Source organism: Streptomyces sp. LaBMicrA B280 (genome assembly GCF_049222185.1).
GTDB classification, from domain to species: Bacteria; Actinomycetota; Actinomycetes; order Streptomycetales; family Streptomycetaceae; genus Streptomyces; species Streptomyces murinus.
Window position 1 is genome coordinate 26,999 of the sequence record NZ_JBMJCT010000062.1, and the last position, 18,539, is coordinate 45,537.

At 73.6% G+C, this 18,539-nt stretch carries 19 protein-coding genes, 1 tRNA gene and 1 pseudogene; 16 read left to right on the plus strand and 5 right to left on the minus strand.

Annotated elements, in window-relative coordinates; genetic code table 11:
* Window positions 1-18 precede the first annotated feature (18 nt).
* Window positions 19-876, plus strand: a complete 858-nt coding sequence (locus tag ACLF5H_RS33120) for a fumarylacetoacetate hydrolase family protein (RefSeq protein ID WP_421679714.1) — start codon at window positions 19-21, stop codon at window positions 874-876.
* 212 nt (window positions 877-1,088) lie between these two features.
* Here the strand turns inward: ACLF5H_RS33120 and ACLF5H_RS33125 are convergent, their stop codons facing one another.
* The 3 genes from ACLF5H_RS33125 to ACLF5H_RS33135 all read right to left on the minus strand — a co-directional run bounded on the left by ACLF5H_RS33125 (window position 1,089) and on the right by ACLF5H_RS33135 (window position 3,658).
* Window positions 1,089-1,964 (minus strand): LLM class F420-dependent oxidoreductase, encoded by an 876-nt coding sequence (locus tag ACLF5H_RS33125; RefSeq protein ID WP_421679715.1) that lies wholly within the window; start codon window positions 1,962-1,964, stop codon window positions 1,089-1,091.
* 120 nt (window positions 1,965-2,084) lie between these two features.
* The gene (locus ACLF5H_RS33130) at window positions 2,085-2,597 is read right to left on the minus strand and encodes a heme-degrading domain-containing protein (RefSeq protein WP_421679716.1); all 513 of its coding nucleotides are present in this window, start codon (window positions 2,595-2,597) and stop codon (window positions 2,085-2,087) included.
* Entirely contained in the window at window positions 2,594-3,658 is a 1,065-nt protein-coding gene (locus ACLF5H_RS33135; protein ID WP_421679717.1) for a Gfo/Idh/MocA family protein, read from the minus strand. The genes ACLF5H_RS33130 and ACLF5H_RS33135 overlap by 4 nt, the downstream gene beginning before the upstream one ends.
* Before the next feature lie 56 nt (window positions 3,659-3,714).
* Here ACLF5H_RS33135 and ACLF5H_RS33140 point away from each other — a divergent pair, with 56 nt between their 5' ends.
* From ACLF5H_RS33140 to ACLF5H_RS33200, 13 genes are all read left to right on the plus strand, one after another.
* The gene (locus ACLF5H_RS33140; protein WP_421679718.1) at window positions 3,715-4,848 is read left to right on the plus strand and encodes an ROK family transcriptional regulator; all 1,134 of its coding nucleotides are present in this window, start codon (window positions 3,715-3,717) and stop codon (window positions 4,846-4,848) included.
* Between the two features lie 121 nt (window positions 4,849-4,969).
* Window positions 4,970-5,305 carry a hypothetical protein gene (locus tag ACLF5H_RS33145; RefSeq protein WP_421679719.1) on the plus strand — a complete coding sequence of 112 codons (336 nt, stop codon included), beginning with the start codon at window positions 4,970-4,972 and terminating at the stop codon, window positions 5,303-5,305.
* A 55-nt stretch (window positions 5,306-5,360) separates the two neighbouring features.
* Entirely contained in the window at window positions 5,361-5,639 is a 279-nt protein-coding gene (locus ACLF5H_RS33150) for a hypothetical protein (RefSeq protein ID WP_421679720.1), read from the plus strand.
* Between the two features lie 120 nt (window positions 5,640-5,759).
* The gene (locus ACLF5H_RS33155; protein ID WP_421679721.1) at window positions 5,760-6,764 is read left to right on the plus strand and encodes a hypothetical protein; all 1,005 of its coding nucleotides are present in this window, start codon (window positions 5,760-5,762) and stop codon (window positions 6,762-6,764) included.
* 38 nt (window positions 6,765-6,802) lie between these two features.
* Window positions 6,803-7,558: a GntR family transcriptional regulator gene (locus tag ACLF5H_RS33160; protein WP_421679722.1), complete on the plus strand. Its 756-nt coding sequence runs from the start codon at window positions 6,803-6,805 to the stop codon at window positions 7,556-7,558.
* 153 nt (window positions 7,559-7,711) lie between these two features.
* Window positions 7,712-8,836 carry a TIGR03364 family FAD-dependent oxidoreductase gene (locus tag ACLF5H_RS33165; protein ID WP_421679723.1) on the plus strand — a complete coding sequence of 375 codons (1,125 nt, stop codon included), beginning with the start codon at window positions 7,712-7,714 and terminating at the stop codon, window positions 8,834-8,836.
* An 8-nt stretch (window positions 8,837-8,844) separates the two neighbouring features.
* The gene (locus ACLF5H_RS33170) at window positions 8,845-9,543 is read left to right on the plus strand and encodes an HAD family hydrolase (protein ID WP_421679724.1); all 699 of its coding nucleotides are present in this window, start codon (window positions 8,845-8,847) and stop codon (window positions 9,541-9,543) included.
* Window position 9,544: 1 nt separating this feature from the next.
* On the plus strand, window positions 9,545-10,591 hold the full coding sequence (locus tag ACLF5H_RS33175) for an ABC transporter ATP-binding protein (RefSeq protein ID WP_421679725.1): 1,047 nt from the start codon (window positions 9,545-9,547) through the stop codon (window positions 10,589-10,591).
* The gene (locus ACLF5H_RS33180; RefSeq protein ID WP_421679726.1) at window positions 10,584-11,459 is read left to right on the plus strand and encodes a 2-aminoethylphosphonate ABC transporter permease subunit; all 876 of its coding nucleotides are present in this window, start codon (window positions 10,584-10,586) and stop codon (window positions 11,457-11,459) included. The genes ACLF5H_RS33175 and ACLF5H_RS33180 overlap by 8 nt, the downstream gene beginning before the upstream one ends.
* Window positions 11,446-12,243, plus strand: coding sequence for an ABC transporter permease (locus ACLF5H_RS33185; protein ID WP_421679727.1), 798 nt, complete (start codon window positions 11,446-11,448; stop codon window positions 12,241-12,243). Before ACLF5H_RS33180 ends, ACLF5H_RS33185 begins: the two co-directional genes overlap by 14 nt.
* Window positions 12,244-12,298: 55 nt before the next feature.
* A complete protein-coding gene (locus tag ACLF5H_RS33190; protein ID WP_421679728.1) occupies window positions 12,299-13,354 on the plus strand; it encodes a 2-aminoethylphosphonate ABC transporter substrate-binding protein in 1,056 nt (351 codons plus the stop codon).
* A 191-nt stretch (window positions 13,355-13,545) separates the two neighbouring features.
* Window positions 13,546-14,325, plus strand: a complete 780-nt coding sequence (locus ACLF5H_RS33195; protein WP_421679729.1) for an HAD-IIA family hydrolase — start codon at window positions 13,546-13,548, stop codon at window positions 14,323-14,325.
* A gap of 107 nt (window positions 14,326-14,432) precedes the next feature.
* Window positions 14,433-14,951 carry a hypothetical protein gene (locus ACLF5H_RS33200; RefSeq protein ID WP_421679730.1) on the plus strand — a complete coding sequence of 173 codons (519 nt, stop codon included), beginning with the start codon at window positions 14,433-14,435 and terminating at the stop codon, window positions 14,949-14,951.
* Between the two features lie 15 nt (window positions 14,952-14,966).
* Here the strand turns inward: ACLF5H_RS33200 and ACLF5H_RS33205 are convergent, their stop codons facing one another.
* Both ACLF5H_RS33205 and ACLF5H_RS33210 read right to left on the minus strand, forming a co-directional pair.
* The gene (locus ACLF5H_RS33205) at window positions 14,967-15,638 is read right to left on the minus strand and encodes a FadR/GntR family transcriptional regulator (RefSeq protein ID WP_085564901.1); all 672 of its coding nucleotides are present in this window, start codon (window positions 15,636-15,638) and stop codon (window positions 14,967-14,969) included.
* Window positions 15,639-15,714: 76 nt separating this feature from the next.
* A tRNA-Lys gene (locus tag ACLF5H_RS33210) sits at window positions 15,715-15,788 on the minus strand.
* A gap of 176 nt (window positions 15,789-15,964) precedes the next feature.
* Here ACLF5H_RS33210 and ACLF5H_RS33215 point away from each other — a divergent pair.
* Both ACLF5H_RS33215 and ACLF5H_RS33220 read left to right on the plus strand, forming a co-directional pair.
* Complete coding sequence (locus ACLF5H_RS33215) at window positions 15,965-17,251, plus strand: peptidoglycan-binding protein (RefSeq protein ID WP_421679731.1); 1,287 nt, start codon at window positions 15,965-15,967, stop codon at window positions 17,249-17,251.
* Window positions 17,252-17,324: 73 nt separating this feature from the next.
* Window positions 17,325-18,508, plus strand: a pseudogene (locus tag ACLF5H_RS33220) (SPFH domain-containing protein).
* The last annotated feature ends 31 nt before the right edge of the window (window positions 18,509-18,539 follow it).

Sequence of the window (18,539 nt, forward strand, 5' to 3'; positions counted from 1 at the left end):
TCGAGGGAGATGGTGACCATGAAGCTGCTGCGAGTCGGTACGGCGGGGGCCGAGCGGCCCGCGCTGCTCGACGGCGACGGAACCCTGCGCGACCTGTCCGCGCTCGTGGCCGACATCGACGGATCGCTGCTCGCCGACGCCGCCGCGCTCGGGCGGGTGCGGGACGCGGCCGCCGCCGGTGGACTGCCCGTGCTGGACGCGGCGGGACTGCGCGTCGGGCCGCCGCTCGGACGGATCGGGAAGATCGTGTGCATCGGGCTGAACTACCACGACCACGCGCGCGAGACCGGCGCCGAGCTGCCCGCCGAGCCGGTCGTCTTCTTCAAGGCGCCGGACACGGTGGTCGGGCCCCACGACACCGTGCTGGTGCCGCGCGGCTCCGCCAAGACCGACTGGGAGGTGGAGCTGGCCGTCGTCATCGGGCGCAGGGCGCGCTACCTGGAGTCGGCCGAGGAGGGGCTCGCGCAGGTCGCCGGGTACGCGGTCGCGCACGATGTCTCCGAGCGGGAGTTCCAGATCGAGCGGGGCGGGACCTGGGACAAGGGCAAGAACTGCGAGACGTTCAATCCGCTCGGGCCCTGGCTGGTGACGGCGGACGAGGTCCCGGATCCGCAGCGGCTGTCGCTGCGGCTGTGGGTCAACGGGGAGCTGAAGCAGGACGGCAGCACGGCCGAGCAGATCTTCCCGGTCGGCGAAGTGGTGCGCTACGTCAGCCGGTTCATGACGCTGTACCCCGGAGACGTGATCAACACGGGGACGCCGGCCGGAGTGGCGATGGGGCATCCCGAGCCGAAGCCGTATCTGCGGGCCGGGGACGTGGTGGAGCTGGAGGTCGAGGGACTCGGGCGGCAGCGGCAGGAGTTCAGGGACGCGTAGGCGCTCCGCCGGGGCGGCCGGGCAAGGGGGCTTCGCCGTCGGGCGCGAGCGGTTCATGGCTCGTCGCGCCCGCACGGCGGAGCCGTACGTCCGGACAGCCCCGCGCCTCCGAGCCGGTCGGGGCCGGGGCGCGCGTGCTGCGGGCCCCACCCGGCCAGGGCAGGGGAGAACGCCTCGAACGGGCGGTGGCCGGGGGCAAGGGCGTGACCCGGTCACCTCAGCAGCAGGGCCAGCCTGCGCCATTGCTCCCGGGGGATGGCGCGGCCCGTGTCCTCCGTGACGACCTGGAGGGCCACATGGTCGGCGCCCGCCTCGTGGAAGGCGTGCACGCGGCGGCGGATCCGATCGTCGTCGCCCCAGGCGAAGACCGCGTCGATGAGCCGGTCGCTGCCGCCGCCCGCGACATCGGACTCGTCGAAGCCGAGGCGCAGGAAGTTGTCGGTGTAGTTGGGGAGTTCGAGATAGCGGGCCAGATAGGCGCGGGCGATCTCGCGGGCGCGGGTCGGGTTCTGCTCCAGGACGACCTTGAACTCCGGCGCGAGCAGCGGGCCCTGGCCGAGGATCTCCCGGGCCTGCGCCGTGTGCTCGGGGGTGACGAGGTAGGGGATGGCGCCGGCCGCGCGGCCCCCGGCCAGGTTCAGCATCTTGGGGCCGAGGGCGGCCAGGACCCGGCGGCCGGCCGGGACGCCGGCCTTGTCCAGCTCGTCCAGGTAGCCGACCATCGTGGAGTAGGGGCGGTGGTAGCCCTCCACGCGGGGCCCGTGGCTCACGCCGAGGCCCAGGAGGAAGCGGCCGGGGTGCGAGGACTCCAGCCGGGCGAAGTCTGCCGCGGTCGTGGTGGCGTCCTGCTGCCAGACGCTCTGGATGCTGGTGCCGACCGTGATGTGGTGGGTGGCCTCGATGAGCGGGGTGGCGTGCGCGGCGGTGCTGTTGCCGCCGAGCCAGATCGCGCCGAAGTCGAGTTCCTCCAGCTCGGCGGCGGCGTCCTCCTGCTCGCCGCGGCGCGCGGGGTCCTCCGCGCGCAGCGCGACGTCCCAGACGCCGTGCCGGCCGAGGCGTTCCTTCAGCGTGCCTGTGCTCTGACTCATGCGGGCGATCCCTCCGGAGGGTGGGGCGGTGCTGTCGTGATCATCACGTCTGTGCCCACTGCCAACCGGAGGGCGTTCTGGCTGATTCCCGGGTTCCCTCGGTCTGGTCGCCCGGTTCCCTCAGTCGGTCGAACCGCCGGGGGACCGAGCCGGGCGGCCGAGGAACTTCTCCAGCGCCGCCACCACCAGCCGGTGGTCCTCGACCTGGGGCAGGCCGGAGACGGTCACGGCGCCGATGATGCCCGCCTGCTCCAGACGGATCGGGAAGGAGCCGCCGTGCGCCGCGTAGGTGTCCGCGTCGAGGCGGGAGGAGTTCTCGAAGGTGGTGCCCTTGGCGCGGAAGCGGGAGCCGACCAGATAGGAGGCGGCGCCGTAGCGCTCGACCACCCGGCGCTTGCGGACGATCCAGGCGTCGTTGTCCGGGGCGGAGCCGGGCAGGGCCGCGTGGAAGAGCTGCTGTCCGCCGCGATGGATGTCGATCGCCACCGGCAGCCCGCGCTCGCGGGCCAGCCCGACCATCAGGGAACCGAGCGCCCAGGCGTCGTCGTACGTGAACCGGTCGAACGTCAGGCGCTGTTCCTGCTCCTCCAACTCTTCGATGGAGGGCGCGAGTTGCTGCTGCTGTGTGGTCACAGGGTCACCGTCACCTTCTCCTGGGCGGACCTGCGGGCCGCCTCCAGTACGTCGAGGGCGGCGGCCGCCTCCAGGGCGGTCACCGGGTTGGGGCCCGCGCCGGTGAGGGCGGCGGCGACGGCCGCGTAGTAGGCGGGGTAGTCGCCGGGCAGGGTCTTCACCGGGGTGCCGCCGCCGGTCAGCGGGGATTCACCGGCGCCGATCCGGCCGTACAGGGCCTCGGGCTCCGCGCCCCACCGGGGGCCGGGGCGCAGGCCCTCGCGCAGGGCGGCCTCCTGGGGGTCGAGGCCGTACTTCACATAGCCGGCCTCGGAGCCCAGCACCCGGAAGCGCGGGCCGAGTTGGGGGGTGGTCGCGGAGACGTGGAGGTGGGAGCGGACGCCGCTCTCATGGGTGAGCGCGATGAAGGTGTCGTCGTCGGCCTCGGCGCCCGGACGGCGCACGTCGGCCTCCGCGTACACCTCGGCCGCCGGGCCGAACAGCACCAGGGCCTGGTCGACGACATGGCTACCGAGGTCGTACAGCAGACCGCCGATCTCCGCGGGGTCGCCGGACTCGCGCCAGCCGCCCTTGGGGCGCGGGCGCCAGCGCTCGAAGCGGGACTCGAAGCGGCGTACGTCGCCGAGCGCGCCGTCTTCGAGGAGGGCGCGCAGGGTGAGGAAGTCGTTGTCCCAGCGGCGGTTCTGGAAGACGGACAGCAGCAGGCCGCGGTCCTCGGCGAGGGCGGCGAGCGTCCGGGCCTCGGCGGCGGTGCCGGCGACCGGCTTGTCCACGACCACGGGCAGGCCCGCCGCCAGGGCTGCGGTGGCGAGCGGGACGTGCGTCTTGTTCGGGGAGGCGATGACGACCAGGTCCAACTCGCCCGCCCGGGCGAAGAGTTCCTCGGGGGTCGCGGTGAGCGTCACGTCCGGGAACGCGTCGCGGGCCTGCTGCTGCCGCTCCGGGTTCGAGGTGACGACCGTGTCGAGGACGAGGCCCTCGGTGGCGGTGATCAGGGGGGCGTGGAAGACGGAGCCGGCGAGGCCGTAGCCGACCAGGCCGACGCGGAGGGGAGTGCTCATGCGCTCCACTTTCGCAACGCTGTTGCCAAAGTGCAAGCCACGGGGAGAATGGGCGTGTGAGCGAGGACAGGGTGAACAGCGGGCGGGCCGGAGCGAACCTGGGGGCGGTGCGGTCGCACAACAGCGCGCTCGTGCTCGATCTGCTGCGCAGGGCCGGGGCGGAGGGCATCAGCAGGCTGGAACTGGCCGAGCGGACCGGGCTGACCCCGCAGGCCGTCAGCAAGATCACCGGACGGCTGCGGGAGGCGGGGCTCGCGGCGGAGGCGGGCCGCCGGGCGTCCACGGGCGGCAAGCCGCGCACCGTGCTGCGGCTGGTCCCGGAGGCGGGGCACGCGGTGGGGGTGCAGCTGGACCGGGACGCGCTGCGGGCGGTGCTCGTACGACTGGACGGGGCCGTGGTGGGGGAACGGCGCGGGGAGCTGGACCTCGGGGCGGGCGCCGACGCGGTGCTCGGGGTGGTCGGGGAGGCGGTGACGGGGCTGGTCCGCTCCTGCCTGGGGCCCTTCGGGGAGCTTGCCGAGGCCGGGTCGCTGCTGGGGGTGGGGGTGGCCCTGCCGGGGCCGCTCGACCATGTGCGGGGGGTGCTGCACCGGGTGACCGGGTTCCCGGGGTGGGACGGCTTCCCGCTGCGGGAGGCGCTGCACGGACGGCTGGGGGTGCCGGTGGTCGTGGACAAGGACACGAACGCGGCGGCGGTGGGGCTCGCGGTCGGGGGCGCGGGCGGATCCTTCGCGTATCTGCACCTCGGTACGGGGCTCGGGGCCGGGCTCGTGATCGGCGGGCGGGTGCACCGGGGCGCGCGGACCGGGGCGGGGGAGTTCGGGCACCAGGTCGTCCAGCTGGACGGGCCGCGCTGCGCGTGCGGGGACCGGGGGTGCCTGGAGGCGCTGTGCCTGTCCGCGGTGGCGCGGGGGGAGACGGAGCGGGCGGCGCGGGTCCTCGGGGTGGGCGCCGGGAATCTGGTGGGGCTGCTGGACATCGACCGGGTGCTGCTCGGGGGGCGGACCGTGCTGGCGGACCCGGAGCCCTTCGTGCGCGGGGTGTCGGCCGAGCTGGCCGCGCGGGCACGGCGGGAGGGGCTCCGGGAGGGGGTCGCGGTGGACGTGGTGCGGCAGGGGGAGCGGGTCGTGGCGCAGGGGGCGGCGGAGATGGTGCTGGGGGCGGGGGTGTTCGGGAGGGGTGAGGGGTGAGGGGCCGACGAGGGCCGCGCCGGGCCGTCGGATTCCGGGCGCGCCTCGCGAGCGCCGGGACCGCATGTGGGTACTCATGCTGTGGGGGTCGCTCGTGGTACGGAGGTGCCCGGTGGGGTCGATGAAGGCCAGAGTGTTCGTCGGGGCGGTCGGGATCGGTCTGCTCTGTGTTTCCGGGGGCGGCACGGCCCTCGCGGCGCCGGGCGCGAGCGTCCGGTACTGCGGAGCCGATCCCGCCTCCGGGCTCGGTGTGCTCGCGGGCGAGCGGGTGACCTGCGGCGTGGCCCGCCAGGTCGCGGCCGCCTATACGAGGGTCTGGCACGGCGCGCCGACCGGGGCCGAGGTGCACGCGGCCGGGGCCCGCTGGAAGTGCGGGGAACGGCGGGGGAACCCCGATCCGTACCAGGCGTGTGTGGAGGTGAAGGGCAGCGGGCGCGTCGTCACGTTGTCCTCCTGAGCCGTAGCCGTAGCCGTACGTACGACCCGAACGACCCGTCACACCGGAGGTTCCCATGACGTCCATGCGAACGTTCGCGGCCGGTGCCGTAGCGCTTCTCGCGTTCTCCGTCGCCGTGCCCGCGGCCCACGCCGCTCCCCGCACCAACTGCGACAAGGCCCTCGCCGCCGCCCAGCAGGCGGAGCGTTACTACGACGGCCTGAAGACCGACCTGCTGCGCAGCATGGCCAACGGCGGACACCCCGGCACCGCCCAGCGGCAGGCGCTGCAAAAGGCCGAGAGCGTACGGGACTCGACGTCCACCGAGGCCGAGCACGTCTGCGCCGGCGCCTGACCGGCCGTCGCCTGCCGTCGCCTGTTCCCGGCCCGCCGCCTCGGCCGATCGAGCGGCATCGCGGCCCGCCCCGGAGTGGCGGCCCGGCCTCCCGCCCCTGACCCGGCATGTCATGTGTTCATGCGACTGTGTACGTCCCTGTCCCCCGGCCGCATCTCCCTCCGCCCCCTCGGCCTCGCCGCGGCCGCCGTCCTCGCCCCCCTCCCGGCCACCGCCCTCGCCCCCTTTCCGGCGTCGGCGCTCGGCGGTCCGCTCCCGGCGTCGGCCCTGGGGGGTCCGCCCCCGGCCGCCGCCGCCACCCCCGCGCCCTCCTGCGCCGCGCCCGGCGAGCACGCCTTTCCCCTGGCCACCCGGATCCGCGGCGGCCCCACCGAGTACCAGCCCGGCGACGGCGCCACCACCTGGTACATCGATCTCACCAACACCACCCGCCGCTCCTGCGCGGGCATCCACCCGGTCGTCGTCCTCGTCGACGACCGGCACGAACTGACGGCCGGGCAGGCCCGGTTGGACTTCGACGACGGCTCCCGCGTCCGCCCGGTGACGTTCGAGAGCACCGACGAGAAGGAGTTGGTCGGCGTGCTGGACGCACCCGGATTCGGCGGTTTCTCCGTGCCGCCCGGCAAGACCGTCAGCGTGCGGGTCCGCCTCGCGCTCACCCATGAGGCCGCCGTACCCGACCAGGTCACCGCCAACGCTGCCGCCGTGCAGCGGCGGGGCCAGGACGGTGACTGGGTCGGCGAGTCCAACGCCTACCGGTTCGGGGTCGGCGCCCCGATGTCCCCGGCCCCCGAGCCGTCGGGGGACCAGGACGGCACCCCGGTGGCCCAGGACCTCTCGGGCACGGGCACGGGTACAGGCACGGGTTCGGAGCAGAGTCAGGGACCCGGCGGCACCACGGCCCCCGGCACCGGATCCGCCGGACCCGGCACCCCGCGCCCCACCGCCACCGCCACCGCCCCCGACTCCTCCCTCCCCTTCGCCCGGGACGCCCAGGAGGCCGGGCGGCGCGCCCGCGAACTCGCCCGGACCGGCCCCGCCCTCACCCACGGCCTCCTCGCCGCCGCCGGTGCCCTGCTCTGTGTGACCGGTGCCGCGTTCCTCCTGGCCCGCAGGCGCCGCTGAGTTGAGGTGCCCCCACCCCGATCTGCGACGATCCCCGCGTGGACTACCCGTATGAGCAGGCCCCAGGCGCCCCCGTCCGGTCCGGCATCCCCGAGCACGGCCGGATCCCGAAGTACTACGCGGTGAAGGCGAGGATCGCCGGACTGCTGGAGCAGCTGGGGGAGGACAGCGTCATCCCGACCGAGCGGGACCTCGCCGAGCGGTACGACGTGGCCCGCGAGACGGTGCGCCAGGCGGTACGGGAGCTGGTGCTGGAGGGGCGGCTGCGCAGGCGCGGGCGCGGCACCGTGGTGGCCGGGCCCAAGCTGGCCCAGCCGCTGTCGCTGGCGAGCTACACCGAGGGCGTGCGCCGCCAGGGCCGTACCCCCGGCCGTACCCTCGTCACCCTCGACCGCTTCCCCTGCCCGGCGCCCCTGGCCGCCGAGACCGGGCTGACGAAGGGCGAGCCGGTGTGGCACCTGGAGCGGGTGCTGCTCGCGGACGAGGAGCGGGTCGGCCTGGAGAGCACCTACGTCGCGGTCGAGCGGGTGCCCCGGCTGGACGCCGACTTCGACGCCGACTCCTCCTTCTACGGCTATCTCGCCGCCCAGGGCATCGGCTTCGGCGACGCCGACGAGCGCCTGGAGACCGTGCTCGCCACGCCCCGCGAGGCGCTGCTCATCGGTACCCCGCCCGCCCTGCCGATGCTGCTGATCCACCGGGTGTCCAGGGACACCGGCGGCCGGCCGCTGGAGCGGGTGCGGTCGCTGTACCGGGGGGACCGGTTCTCCTTCACCGCCCACCTCCAGGGCTGAGGAACGTCCCTTTTCGGTAGGGAGATCCGGACATACTCACCCCCTGATTGGTCACGATGAGATAACGGGTCTAGCCCAAACGTGATGGGCAGTTCACGCCCCCGTCGACCGGCGGACGTCTCCGGTTACCCGTCCCCGAGCACCGTTGGCGTCGTGAGAGTGACAGTCGTCGGAGGCGGCGTGGTCGGCACCATGCACGCCTGGCAAGCAATCGAACGCGGCCATGAGGTCGTCCAGATCGAGCGGGAGACGGAGGCGCGCGGTGCCTCGCTGCGCAACTTCGGACAGATCTGGGTCAGTGGCCGGGCCGGGGGAGAAGAGCTGGAGACCGCGCTGCGGGCGCGGGAGCTGTGGGAGGGCATCGGCGGCCGGGTGGCCAAGCTGGGCTTCCGCGCCACCGGCTCCCTGACCCCGGTGCGCACGGAGCTGGAACTGGCCGTCGCCGAGGCCGCCGTGGCCCGCGCGGACGCCGCGGCCCGCGGCTACAGGCTGCTGACCCCGGGCGAGGCCCGCGCGCTCAACCCCGCCCTGCGCGGCGAGTTCATCGCCGCCCTCTACTGCGAGCGGGACGCCGCCGTCGAGCCGCGCACCGCGCAGCTCGCCCTGCGCGAGGAGCTGCGCAGGTCCCCGAACTACACCTTCCTGCCGGGCCGCGAGGTCCGCGAGGTGACCGGTGCCGGAGCCGTCCGCGACGACCACGGGGACGTGCATCGCGCCGACGCGGTCGTGCTGGCCACCGGCGCCTGGCTCGGCGGCCTGGTCCGCGAGCTGGCGGGCCCCGATCTGCCAGTGCGCCGGGTCCGGCTCCAGATGATGCAGACCGACCCGCTGGGCGAGCCGCTGCCGACCTCGGTCGCGGACGGCGACAGCTTCCGCTACTACCCGGCCTACGCCTCGAAGGCGCTCGACGCGCTCAATTCCGGCCAGCCGCAGCCCGAGACGGCGGCCGCGCACAAGATGCAGCTGCTCATGGTGCAGCGCGCCGACGGCGGCCTGACCATCGGCGACACCCACGAGTACGCGTACCCCTTCCCCTTCGACACCGTCGAGGAGCCGTACGAGCACCTGACCGGCGTCGTGCAGAACCTGCTGGGCCGGCCGCTGCCGCGGATCCGGCACCGCTGGGCGGGCGTGTACGCGCAGTGCACGGACACCTCCCGCGTCGTGCACCGTCAGCAGGTCGCCGACGGGGTATGGCTGGTCACCGGGCCCGGCGGGCGCGGCATGACCTGCTCCCCCGCGATAGCCGAGACCACCGCGAACGAACTGGGCTGGTGAGCACCCCCATGACCGACACTTCCCCCGACATCCGGCTCGTCGTCCTCGACATGGCCGGTACGACCGTCGCCGACGGCGGGCTCGTGGAGCGCGCCTTCGCCGTGGCCGCCGCCGAACTCGGCGTCCGGGAGGGCACGGCCGAGCACGCCGAGCACCTCGCCTACGTCCGCGCCACCATGGGCGAGTCCAAGATCTCCGTGTTCCGGCACCTGTTCGGGGACGAGGAGCGGGCCCGGCGCGCCAACGCCGCCTTCGAGAAGGCGTACGGCGAACTGGTCGACGCCGGCCTGATCGCCCCCGTCCCCGGCGCCCGCGAGGCCGTCGAGGACCTGCTCGCGAGCGGCCGCGCCGTCGTCCTGACCACCGGCTTCGCCCGGGTCACCCAGGACGCCATCCTCGCCGCCCTCGGCTGGGCGGACCTGGTGCCGCTCACCCTGTGCCCGGCGGACGCCGGCGGGCGCGGGCGGCCCTTCCCCGACATGGTCCTGGAGGCGTTCCTGCGCACCAGGGCCGCCGAGGACGTACGGCAGGTCGCCGTGGTCGGGGACACCTCCTACGACGTGCTCAGCGGCGTGCGCGCCGGGGCCGGGCTGGTCGCCGGGGTGCGCACCGGGGCGCACGGCGACGCGGAGTTCCACGCGGCGGGCGCCACCCGGGTCCTGGACTCGGTGGCCGACCTGCCCGCGCTGCTCACGGGAGCCCGGTGAGATGAGCATCCGCTTCGATTCCGTCACGGTCGCCTACGACGGCAATGTCGTCCTCGACAGCCTCGATCTGACCGTCGAGCCCGGCGAGGTCATGGCGCTCCTCGGGCCGTCCGGCTCCGGCAAGACCACCGCGCTGCGGGCGGTCGCCGGGTTCGTCAGGCCCGCGTCCGGGCGGGTGCTCCTCGGCGGCCGGGACGTGACGGACCTGCCGCCGTACCGGCGGGGCATCGGGATGGTCGTCCAGCAGTACGCGCTCTTCCCGCATCTGCGGGTCGACGAGAACGTGGCCTTTGGACTCAAGGCGCGCGGCACGGCCCGGGGCGAGATACGGCAACGGGTCGGCGAGGCGCTGGAGATGACCGGCATGGCGGGTTACGCCCGCCGTCATCCGCGCGAGCTGTCCGGCGGCCAGCAGCAGCGCGTCGCGATCGCCCGCGCGCTCGCCATCCGGCCCGGTGTGCTCCTCCTGGACGAGCCGCTGTCCGCGCTCGACGCGCAGCTGCGCTCCGGGATGCTCGCGGAACTCGCCCGGCTGCACCGCGAGTTGCCCGAGGTCTCGATGCTGTACGTCACCCACGACCAGGTCGAGGCGCTGACCCTGGCGGACCGGATCGCGGTGATGGACAAGGCGCGGCTGCGGGCGTGCGGGACACCGAAGGAGCTGTACCGGGCGCCCACCGACGCGTTCACGGCGTCCTTCGTGGGCGGCGCGAACCTGCTGCCGGTGACGGTGAGTTCGGGGAGCGTCGACCTCGCGGGCCGGGAGGTGAAGGTCGACACGGCGGGCGTGGCCGCGGGGGCGCGGGCCACGCTGTGCGTCCGGCCGCATCTCGTGGGGATCGGGGCGGGCCCCAACCAACTCACCGGCATCGTCCAGGAGATCCAGTGGCGCGGGGCCACGCACCGGCTCTACGTCAGGATCGGCGAACACGATGTCATGGCGGACGTCCGGGAATTGAGGGACCCGCCGTGGCGGGGTGACGAGGTCACGTTGCACTTCGCGCCCGATGACGCGGTGCTGCTGCCCGCGGGGGTCGGTCATGGCTGAGGCCGTCCAGGCGGCGCCGGTCATCGGTGAACCGGTGCGCCGCACACGGTCGTTCGGGGCGGTGCTGTGGGCCCTGCCCCCCGTCGCCCTCCTCGCCCTCTTCTTCCTCTACCCCCTCGCCCTGGTCGTCCAGCAGTCCTTCCGCCCGGACAGCGGGGGGACCTCCGTCCAGCCGTACGCCGAGGTGTTCGCCTCGGAGGCGTTCCGGCAGGCGCTGTGGACCACCGTGTGGCTGGCGCTCGCCTCCACCGCCGGGTGCCTGGTGCTGGGGTTCCTGCTGGCGCTGGTGATCGCGTTCGTGCCGTTCCCCGGCGCGAAGGCGGTGGCACGGTTCGTGGATGTGTTCCTGTCCTTCCCGTCCTTCCTGATCACGCTGGCCCTGCTGTTCATCTACGGCGGCGTCGGCATGGCCAACGGGGCCTGGACCGGGCTCACGGGCGCCGCGCAGGGGCCGTTCCAGTTCCTGAACACCCCCTGGGGCGTGCTGCTCGCCGAGATCACCTACTTCACGCCGTTCGTGATGCGCCCGCTGCTCGCCGCGTTCTCGCAGCTGGACACCGCCCAGCTGGAGGCGGCCAGTTCGCTGGGGGCGCGGGCGCCGCGGATCGTCCGCCAGGTGATCCTGCCGGAGGCGCTGCCCGCGCTCGCGGCCGGCGGCAGCCTCGTCCTGGTGCTCTGCCTCAACGAGTTCGGCATCGTGCTCTTCACCGGCGCGAAGGGGGTCACCACCCTGCCGATGCTCGTCTACAGCAAGGCGATCCTGGAGTCCGACTACCCGGGCGCCTGTGTGGTCGCCGTCGTCAACGTCCTGATCTCCGTGGGTCTCTACGGCCTCTACCGGGTGGTGAGCCGTCGTGCTGGTGCATAGCCGAGGGGCCAGACGGGCCCTGTGGGCGGTGTTCCTCGTCCTCTTCCTGCCGCTGTTCGCGCTGCCGCTGCTCGTGGTGCTCGGCGCCTCCTTCGCCACCCACTGGTCCAGCGTCCTGCCCTCGGGCCCGACCCTCGCCAACTACCGCTCCGCGACCCGCGGCGAGGCCCTCCAGGCGCTCGTCACCAGCCTGCTCACCGCCACCGGCGCCAGCCTTCTCGCGCTGGCCGTCGGCACCTGGGCGGCGCTCGCCGGGGCGGCCCTGAAGAAGCGCGGCAAGCGGGTGCTGGACGCCCTGTTCGTGCTGCCGGTCGCCGTGCCCTCCGTGGTGGTGGGCCTGTCGGTCCTGGTGGCCTTCTCCAAGCCGCCGCTGCTGCTCAACGGCACCCGGTGGATCGTGATCCTCGCGCACACCGTGCTGGTCACCGCCTTCGCTCACCAGTCCGTGTCGGCGGCGATCACCCGCCTCGACCCGGCCTACGAACAGGCCGCCGCCTCCCTCGGCGCCCGGCCCTCCTCTGTGCTGTGGCGGGTACGGCTGCCCCTGCTGCTGCCCTCCCTGACCGCGGCCGCCGGTCTCTGCTTCGCCCTGTCCATGGGCGAGCTGAGCGCCACGATGATGCTCTATCCGCCGGACTGGACCCCGCTTCCCGTCCTGATCTACGCGGCCACCGACCGCGGCGCGCTGTTCACCGGCTCCGCCGTCGCCGTGGTGCTGATGGCCGCGACCCTGCTCGTCCTGTTCGCCGTCTCCCGGGTCCGCACCCGGGCGTCGTACCGCTGACCAGCCACTCCCGTACCCCCCGATCGCCTTGAGAACGCCAGGAGTTCGTCTCGCCATGTCCAGGACCAGACTCTCGCTCGCCACAGCCGTCGCCCTGCTCGCCGCCCCCGCGCTGTCCGCCTGCGGTTCCTCCTCCGCCGCCTCCGACGCCAAGGAGGTCACCGTCTACAGCGCGGACGGCCTCAAGGGCGAGAACGGGGACGGCTGGTACGACAAGGTCTTCGCGGACTTCACCAAGAAGACCGGCATCAAGGTCAAGTACGTCGAGGGCGGCTCGGGCGAGGTGGTGCAGCGCGCCGTCCGCGAGAAGAGCAACCCGCAGGCCGATGTGCTGGTCACGCTGCCGCCGTTCATCCAGGAGGCCGACGCCAAGGGCCTGCTCCAGAAGTACGAGCCCGACGGCTCCACCGCGGTCAGCGGCGCCGACAAGGCGCCCGACGGCACCTGGACCTCCGTCGTGAACAACTACTTCGGCTTCGTCTACAACAAGAAGGAGCTGAAGACGGCGCCGAAGACCTGGGACGACCTGCTCGACGCGTCGTACAAGAACAAGCTCCAGTACTCCACCCCGGGCGTCGCCGGTGACGGCACCGCCGTGCTGATCCAGGCCATGCACGACCTCGGCGGCAAGGACCGGGCCCTCGCCTATCTGAAGAAGCTCCAGGCCAACAACGTCGGCCCGTCCGCCTCCACCGGCAAGCTCGCGCCCAAGGTGGACAAGGGCGAGCTGCTCGTCGCCAACGGCGACGTCCAGATGAACTACGCCCAGTCCAAGACCATGCCCAACCTCGGCATCTGGTTCCCGGCGGGCAAGGACGGCAAGCCCTCCACCTTCGCGCTGCCGTACGCCGCGGGCCTGGTCACCAAGGCCCCGCACAGCGCCAACGGCAGGAAGCTGCTCGACTTCATGCTCTCCCAGCGGGCGCAGGCCGAGGTCAGCTCCATCGGCGGCGGCTTCTCGGCCCGCGAGGACGTCAAGGCCACGGACGCCAACGCCATCGCCCTCACCAAGCTGATGGACGGCGTCGACTTCTTCCAGCCGGACTGGAACGACATCGACAAGAACCTCACCTCGTACGTCGAGGACTGGAAGTCGGCGACCGGCAGCTGATCGACTCGGCACGGCTCCGCCCCCGGCCCGCGCCGGGGGCGGAGCCGTGCCGCCCTCCCCCGCGGGGCTCCGGCGGCTACCGGCTGATCGGCGGGGTACGGATCAGCCGGGGCTGATTAGGCTGGGGGCGTCGGTACGCCGTGGTTCCGGCCCCCGCTCGTAGATCCAACGCATGCCAGGAGACGCACAACATGGCAGACCGCAAGCCGATCGAATCGTGGCTCACCGACATGGACGGAGTCCTGATCCACGAGGGCGTGCCGATCCCCGGTGCCGAGGACTTCCTGAAGAAGCTGCGCGACTCGGGCCGCCCCTTCCTGGTCCTCACCAACAACTCCATCTACACCGCCCGCGACCTGCACGCCCGGCTGCGCCGGATGGGCCTGGACGTGCCGGCCGAGAACATCTGGACCTCGGCGCTGGCCACCGCCCAGTTCCTGAACGACCAGCGGCCCGGCGGCAGCGCCTATGTCATCGGCGAGGCCGGTCTGACCACCGCGCTGCACGACGTCGGCTACGTCCTCACCGACCACGAGCCCGACTTCGTGATCCTGGGCGAGACCCGCACCTACTCCTTCGAGGCCATGACCAAGGCCGTGCGGCTGATCAACGACGGCGCCCGGTTCATCGCCACCAACCCCGACAACGTCGGCCCCTCCACCGAGGGCGCGCTGCCCGCCACCGGCTCGGTCGCCGCCCTGATCACCGCCGCGACCGGCCGCAAGCCCTACTTCGTCGGCAAGCCCAACCCGCTGATGATGCGCGCGGGCCTGAACGCGATCGGCGCCCACTCCGAGACCTCCGCGATGATCGGCGACCGGATGGACACCGATGTGCTGGCGGGCCTGGAGGCCGGGATGCGCACCTTCCTGGTGCTCAGCGGGGTGACCCAGCCGCAGGAGGTGGACGGCTATCCGTTCCGGCCCTCCCAGGTCGTGGACTCCATCGCCGACCTGGTCGACCTCATCTGACAGCGGGGGCTCAAACCCGGTCTCACCCGGACGGAGCAGTGGGGCGCCCGCCGGGATGCGGGGGCGCCCCCGCCGGGAGAACCTCCTTACGTGTCTGGAGGTTCACGATGGGCTCACTTCCCCTCACTGTGTGCAGCGGTCTGCTGGTCGTAGCCGCGCTCGGCCCGGCGGCCCAGGCCGCCCACGCGGCGGACGGCGGCACCCTCGCCGCGGCGCCCGCCGCCCCCGGGGCCGAGGTGACCCTGAAGGTCAGCGGCTGCACCGGGAGGCAGGCCGTCGCCGCTTCGCGCGCCTTCACCGCCGACGCCCGCCTCACCGGGGATCGGGGCGCCCTGTCGGGCAGCGCCCGCGTCGGCTCCACGGTCGGGCCGGGCGCCTACGAGGTCAAGGTGACCTGCGCCGACCGGGTGGTGGACGGCAGCATCACGGTCGCGGCCATGGACAAGGTCGCGGCCATCGGCAAAGGAGCCTCCGCCGCCCCGGCCGACGCCACCGCGCACTTCGCCACCGTGGCCACCAGCGGCTCAGGACCCGACACCGCGCAGGCCGTGACCGGGCTCGCGCTGGCCTCGATCGCCGCCGTCGCCGTGGGCCTGCGCGCCCGCCGGGGCCGCCGTACCCGCTGAACCCCCGGCGGCGGTTCAGCCCGACAGCCGGGTCCGTACGTTCCCGAAGTGGTCCCTTATGGCGCGCTCCGCGCGCGGGGAGTCCCCGGAGCGGACCGCGTCCAGGATCTCCCGGTGCTGGCGGCAGGTCACCCGGGGGTCCTGCGGCACGTCCAGCAGATCCCGGCGCACCCGGTGGAAGGCGTCCCAGAAGGCTTCGAGGACCTCGCTGAGCAGGGCGTTGTCCAGGCCCCGGTAGAGCGTGGCGTGGAAGGCGCGGTCGGTGTCGGCGAGCCCCGCGCCCTGGGCCGCCTGCTGTTCCATGCGGTCGACCAGGGCGTCCAGCTCGGCCAGGTCCGCCCGCGGCAGCCGCCCGGCGAGCCGGGAGACGAGGCCGGTCTCCACGGCCTCGCGCAGTTCGAGGAGCTGGAGCAGCGAGTCCTCGCCCCGGTAGTGGCCGACGACCGTGCGGAAGGCGAGGCCCTCGATCATCGGCGCGAACGACATCGGGCCGACGTACGTCCCGAAGCCGTGCCGGATCTCCACGATGCCCATCGCCTGGAGCGCCTTGAGCGCCTCGCGCACCGAGTTCCGGCTCGCCCCGAGGAACTCCATCAGCTCCGGCTCGGTCGGCAGCGGGGCCCCGGGGGGCAGCCGCCGGTCCACGATCAGCCTCTTGATCCGCTCCTGAAGGTCCCGCGCTGCCATGGCCAGAGAGTAGCGGCCCCATGAAGAGGGGCATACGAAAAGGTCCCCCGCTGCTGCGAGGGACCTTCTCCGTCTGTGCGCCGCCAGGGACTCGAACCCCGGACCCGCTGATTAAGAGTCAGCTGCTCTAACCAACTGAGCTAGCGGCGCCTGCTGACAGAGAGAACTCTACCCGACCTGCGAGGGTGCTTCTGACCGCCGGAAGAGGGCTTCGGAGGGTGCCGTACATCATTCGGACCGTCAAAGTGCGCGTCGCGCGGACAGTTGGGAAACTGATCAACGTGCACACAAGCGGACAAAAACACCATGAATGTGAGGCAGATCGCATGACCGCTCCGGCGTTCGAGGAGTTCGAACCCGCGCGCGACTGTGGCTGTCCCGGCTGTGTCCACCGGCGGCGCCCCCGTCCCCGCCAGTCTCCCGGCCGCCCCGCCCATCTCCCCGCGCGGCGCGGGATGGTCGTCGTGGCCGCCGTGTCCGCCGCCCTCGGCGTGGTGACCCCGGCGACCGCCCTGCCCGCCGGCCACCCCCCGGGGCGCCTGGCCGTCCCCGGCGACGGCCCCGACACCCCCCAGGGTGCCGAGGCTCCCCTGCACGGCCCGGACAGCGGCGCCGCCCGGCCCGGTGGCGTCCTCACCCCGCGCACCACCCGCAACGCGATCATCAAGCGGGCCAAGTCCTGGGTGACCGCGAAGGTGCCGTACAGCATGGGCCGCTACTGGACCGACGGCTACCGGCAGGACTGCTCCGGCTATGTCTCCATGGCCTGGGGCCTGAACAGCAACCAGTGGACGGGCAGCCTCGCCAAGTACGGCGTGAAGATCAAGAAGTCCCAGCTCCAGCCCGGCGACATGCTGCTCTTCCACAACACCGCCAACCCCCAGAACGGCTCGCACGTGGTGATCTTCGGCGGCTGGACGGACTCCGCGCACACCCACTACAAGGTCTACGAGCAGACACCCCCGCACACCCGCAGCCAGACCACGCCCTACCCCTACTGGAGCCACGCCGGGAAGTACGTCCCCTACCGCTACAAGGGCCTGGCCACCGGCAGCGCGGGCGCCGAGGCGACCGGCGGCAAGACCTCCCCGGAGTTCCCCGGCGCCGACTCCTTCGGGCTGGGCGCGGTCAACGAGTACGTCACCGAGCTGGGCCGGATGCTGATGGCCCGGGGCGCGGCACCGTACTACCCGAACGGTCCGGGCCCGGCCTGGAGCGAGGCGGACCGGCGGGCCACCGAGGCGTTCCAGCGGGCCCAGGGCTGGGACGAGGAGGAGGCCGACGGGCTGCCGGGACCGCGCACCTGGGACCTGCTCACCTCCGGCCGGGGCCGGGACATCACCCCGGACGCGGCGGAGCCCGCCTCGCACGGCGTCCCCGGCTACCCGGGCAAGGGCTACTTCCGCCCGGGGCAGAGCAACGACTACGTCACCCGGCTCGGGGTCCAGCTGACCCGCAAGGGGTTCGGCCGGTTCTACGACGACGGTCCGGGGCCCCGGTGGGGCGAGGCGGACCGGCAGGCGGTGGCGGCCTTCCAGCGCGGCCAGGGCTGGCGGGGCGGCGCCGCCGACGGCTCGGTCGGCCCGGAGACCTGGCGCCGCCTGTTCTCCTGACCGGCCCCGACGCCCGTACCCCACCCATCAGTTCACGTTCATGACGCATCTGGCGCGGAGGCTGGAGGCACGCATGAGTACGACCACCCACACACCGTCCGAGTCCGAGGGACGGCCCCACCCGGCCAGTGGCACCGGCACCCGTCCGGCCCGGCTGATCCGCAACGAGTCCACCACCGAGATCCCGGTCCATCTGCTCTTCCGCGACGACCCCTCGGGCCGCGACCGCCCCGACGGGGACGACCCGGCGCGGGTGCCGCCCAAGCCCGCCGTGGTGGGCCGCAGACAGGGCACCGGCGAACTGCCGCGCACCGGCCGCCCGGCACCGCCGCCGCGGCGCCCGCTGCCCCGGATCGACCCGGAGCTGACAGAACGGGAGGCGCGGGTGCTGCCCGGGGCGGCCGGGGTGCTCGCCGGGGCCTGCGGGGTCACCGGCTGCCTGGCCGCCTCCTGGTGGGCGGGGGTGCTGCCGCCGCTCGCCGCCCAGGCGGCTCTTCCGATCTCGGCCCCGCGCAGTGGGCGGCGTACGCCGGGGCCGGACTGCTCGGCGCGGCCGGGTTCGGCGGGCTGGCCCGGGGGCGCACCGGACGGGCCTGGGTGGTGGGCCTGTTCGGCCGCTACCGGGGGACGGTACGGCGCACCGGGCTGCTCTGGGTCAACCCGCTGCTGCGGCGCCGGCGGGTCGACGTGCGGCTGCGGCACTGGCGCAGCGAGGCGATCCCGGCGACCGACCCGGGCGGCACCCCGCTGCGGGTGGTGGTGCTCGTGGTGTGGCGGGTGCGGGACACGGCGCGGGCGGTGCTCGGCCTTGAGGACCATGAGCGGTATCTGCGCGAATGCGTGGAGGCGGCGCTGGCCCGGGTGCCGGTGGAGCCCGCGGGCGGCGGCCGGGGCGGGCCCGCGGCGGCGGGCGAGACGCTGACCCGGCTGGTGACGGCGGAGACCGCGCCGACCGGTCTTGAGGTGTACTCCGTGCGGCCGCTGCGGGTGGAGTACGCCCCGGAGGTCGCGGCCGCGATGGAGCGCCGCCGGATCGCCCAGCTGGACGCCCGGCAGCGGGCCAGCGTGCTCAGCTCGGTGGTGGACTCCGTGGAGGACACGGTGACCCGGCTGACCACGCGCGGCCTGGTCGAGCTGGACGAGGGCGAGCGCAAGGTGCTGGTGCGGGATCTCACGGTGGCGTTCTGCGCCGGGCGCGGGGAGCTGGGGGCCACCGTCTCCTCCACTGGTATGGACATGCTCAAGTGCCGCCCATAATCTGGGACTTGGTCTAGACCTTCCCCTGCAC

Coding starts and splice junctions, on each gene's coding strand:
- ACLF5H_RS33120 (WP_421679714.1), top strand. CDS start 19: ATGAAGCTGCTGCGAGTCGGTACGGCGGGGGCCGAGCGGCCCGCGCTG.
- ACLF5H_RS33125 (WP_421679715.1), bottom strand. CDS start 1,964: ATGAGTCAGAGCACAGGCACGCTGAAGGAACGCCTCGGCCGGCACGGC.
- ACLF5H_RS33135 (WP_421679717.1), bottom strand. CDS start 3,658: ATGAGCACTCCCCTCCGCGTCGGCCTGGTCGGCTACGGCCTCGCCGGC.
- ACLF5H_RS33145 (WP_421679719.1), top strand. CDS start 4,970: ATGAAGGCCAGAGTGTTCGTCGGGGCGGTCGGGATCGGTCTGCTCTGT.
- ACLF5H_RS33150 (WP_421679720.1), top strand. CDS start 5,361: ATGACGTCCATGCGAACGTTCGCGGCCGGTGCCGTAGCGCTTCTCGCG.
- ACLF5H_RS33155 (WP_421679721.1), top strand. CDS start 5,760: ATGCGACTGTGTACGTCCCTGTCCCCCGGCCGCATCTCCCTCCGCCCC.
- ACLF5H_RS33170 (WP_421679724.1), top strand. CDS start 8,845: ATGACCGACACTTCCCCCGACATCCGGCTCGTCGTCCTCGACATGGCC.
- ACLF5H_RS33175 (WP_421679725.1), top strand. CDS start 9,545: ATGAGCATCCGCTTCGATTCCGTCACGGTCGCCTACGACGGCAATGTC.
- ACLF5H_RS33180 (WP_421679726.1), top strand. CDS start 10,584: ATGGCTGAGGCCGTCCAGGCGGCGCCGGTCATCGGTGAACCGGTGCGC.
- ACLF5H_RS33190 (WP_421679728.1), top strand. CDS start 12,299: ATGTCCAGGACCAGACTCTCGCTCGCCACAGCCGTCGCCCTGCTCGCC.
- ACLF5H_RS33195 (WP_421679729.1), top strand. CDS start 13,546: ATGGCAGACCGCAAGCCGATCGAATCGTGGCTCACCGACATGGACGGA.
- ACLF5H_RS33200 (WP_421679730.1), top strand. CDS start 14,433: ATGGGCTCACTTCCCCTCACTGTGTGCAGCGGTCTGCTGGTCGTAGCC.
- ACLF5H_RS33205 (WP_085564901.1), bottom strand. CDS start 15,638: ATGGCAGCGCGGGACCTTCAGGAGCGGATCAAGAGGCTGATCGTGGAC.
- ACLF5H_RS33215 (WP_421679731.1), top strand. CDS start 15,965: ATGACCGCTCCGGCGTTCGAGGAGTTCGAACCCGCGCGCGACTGTGGC.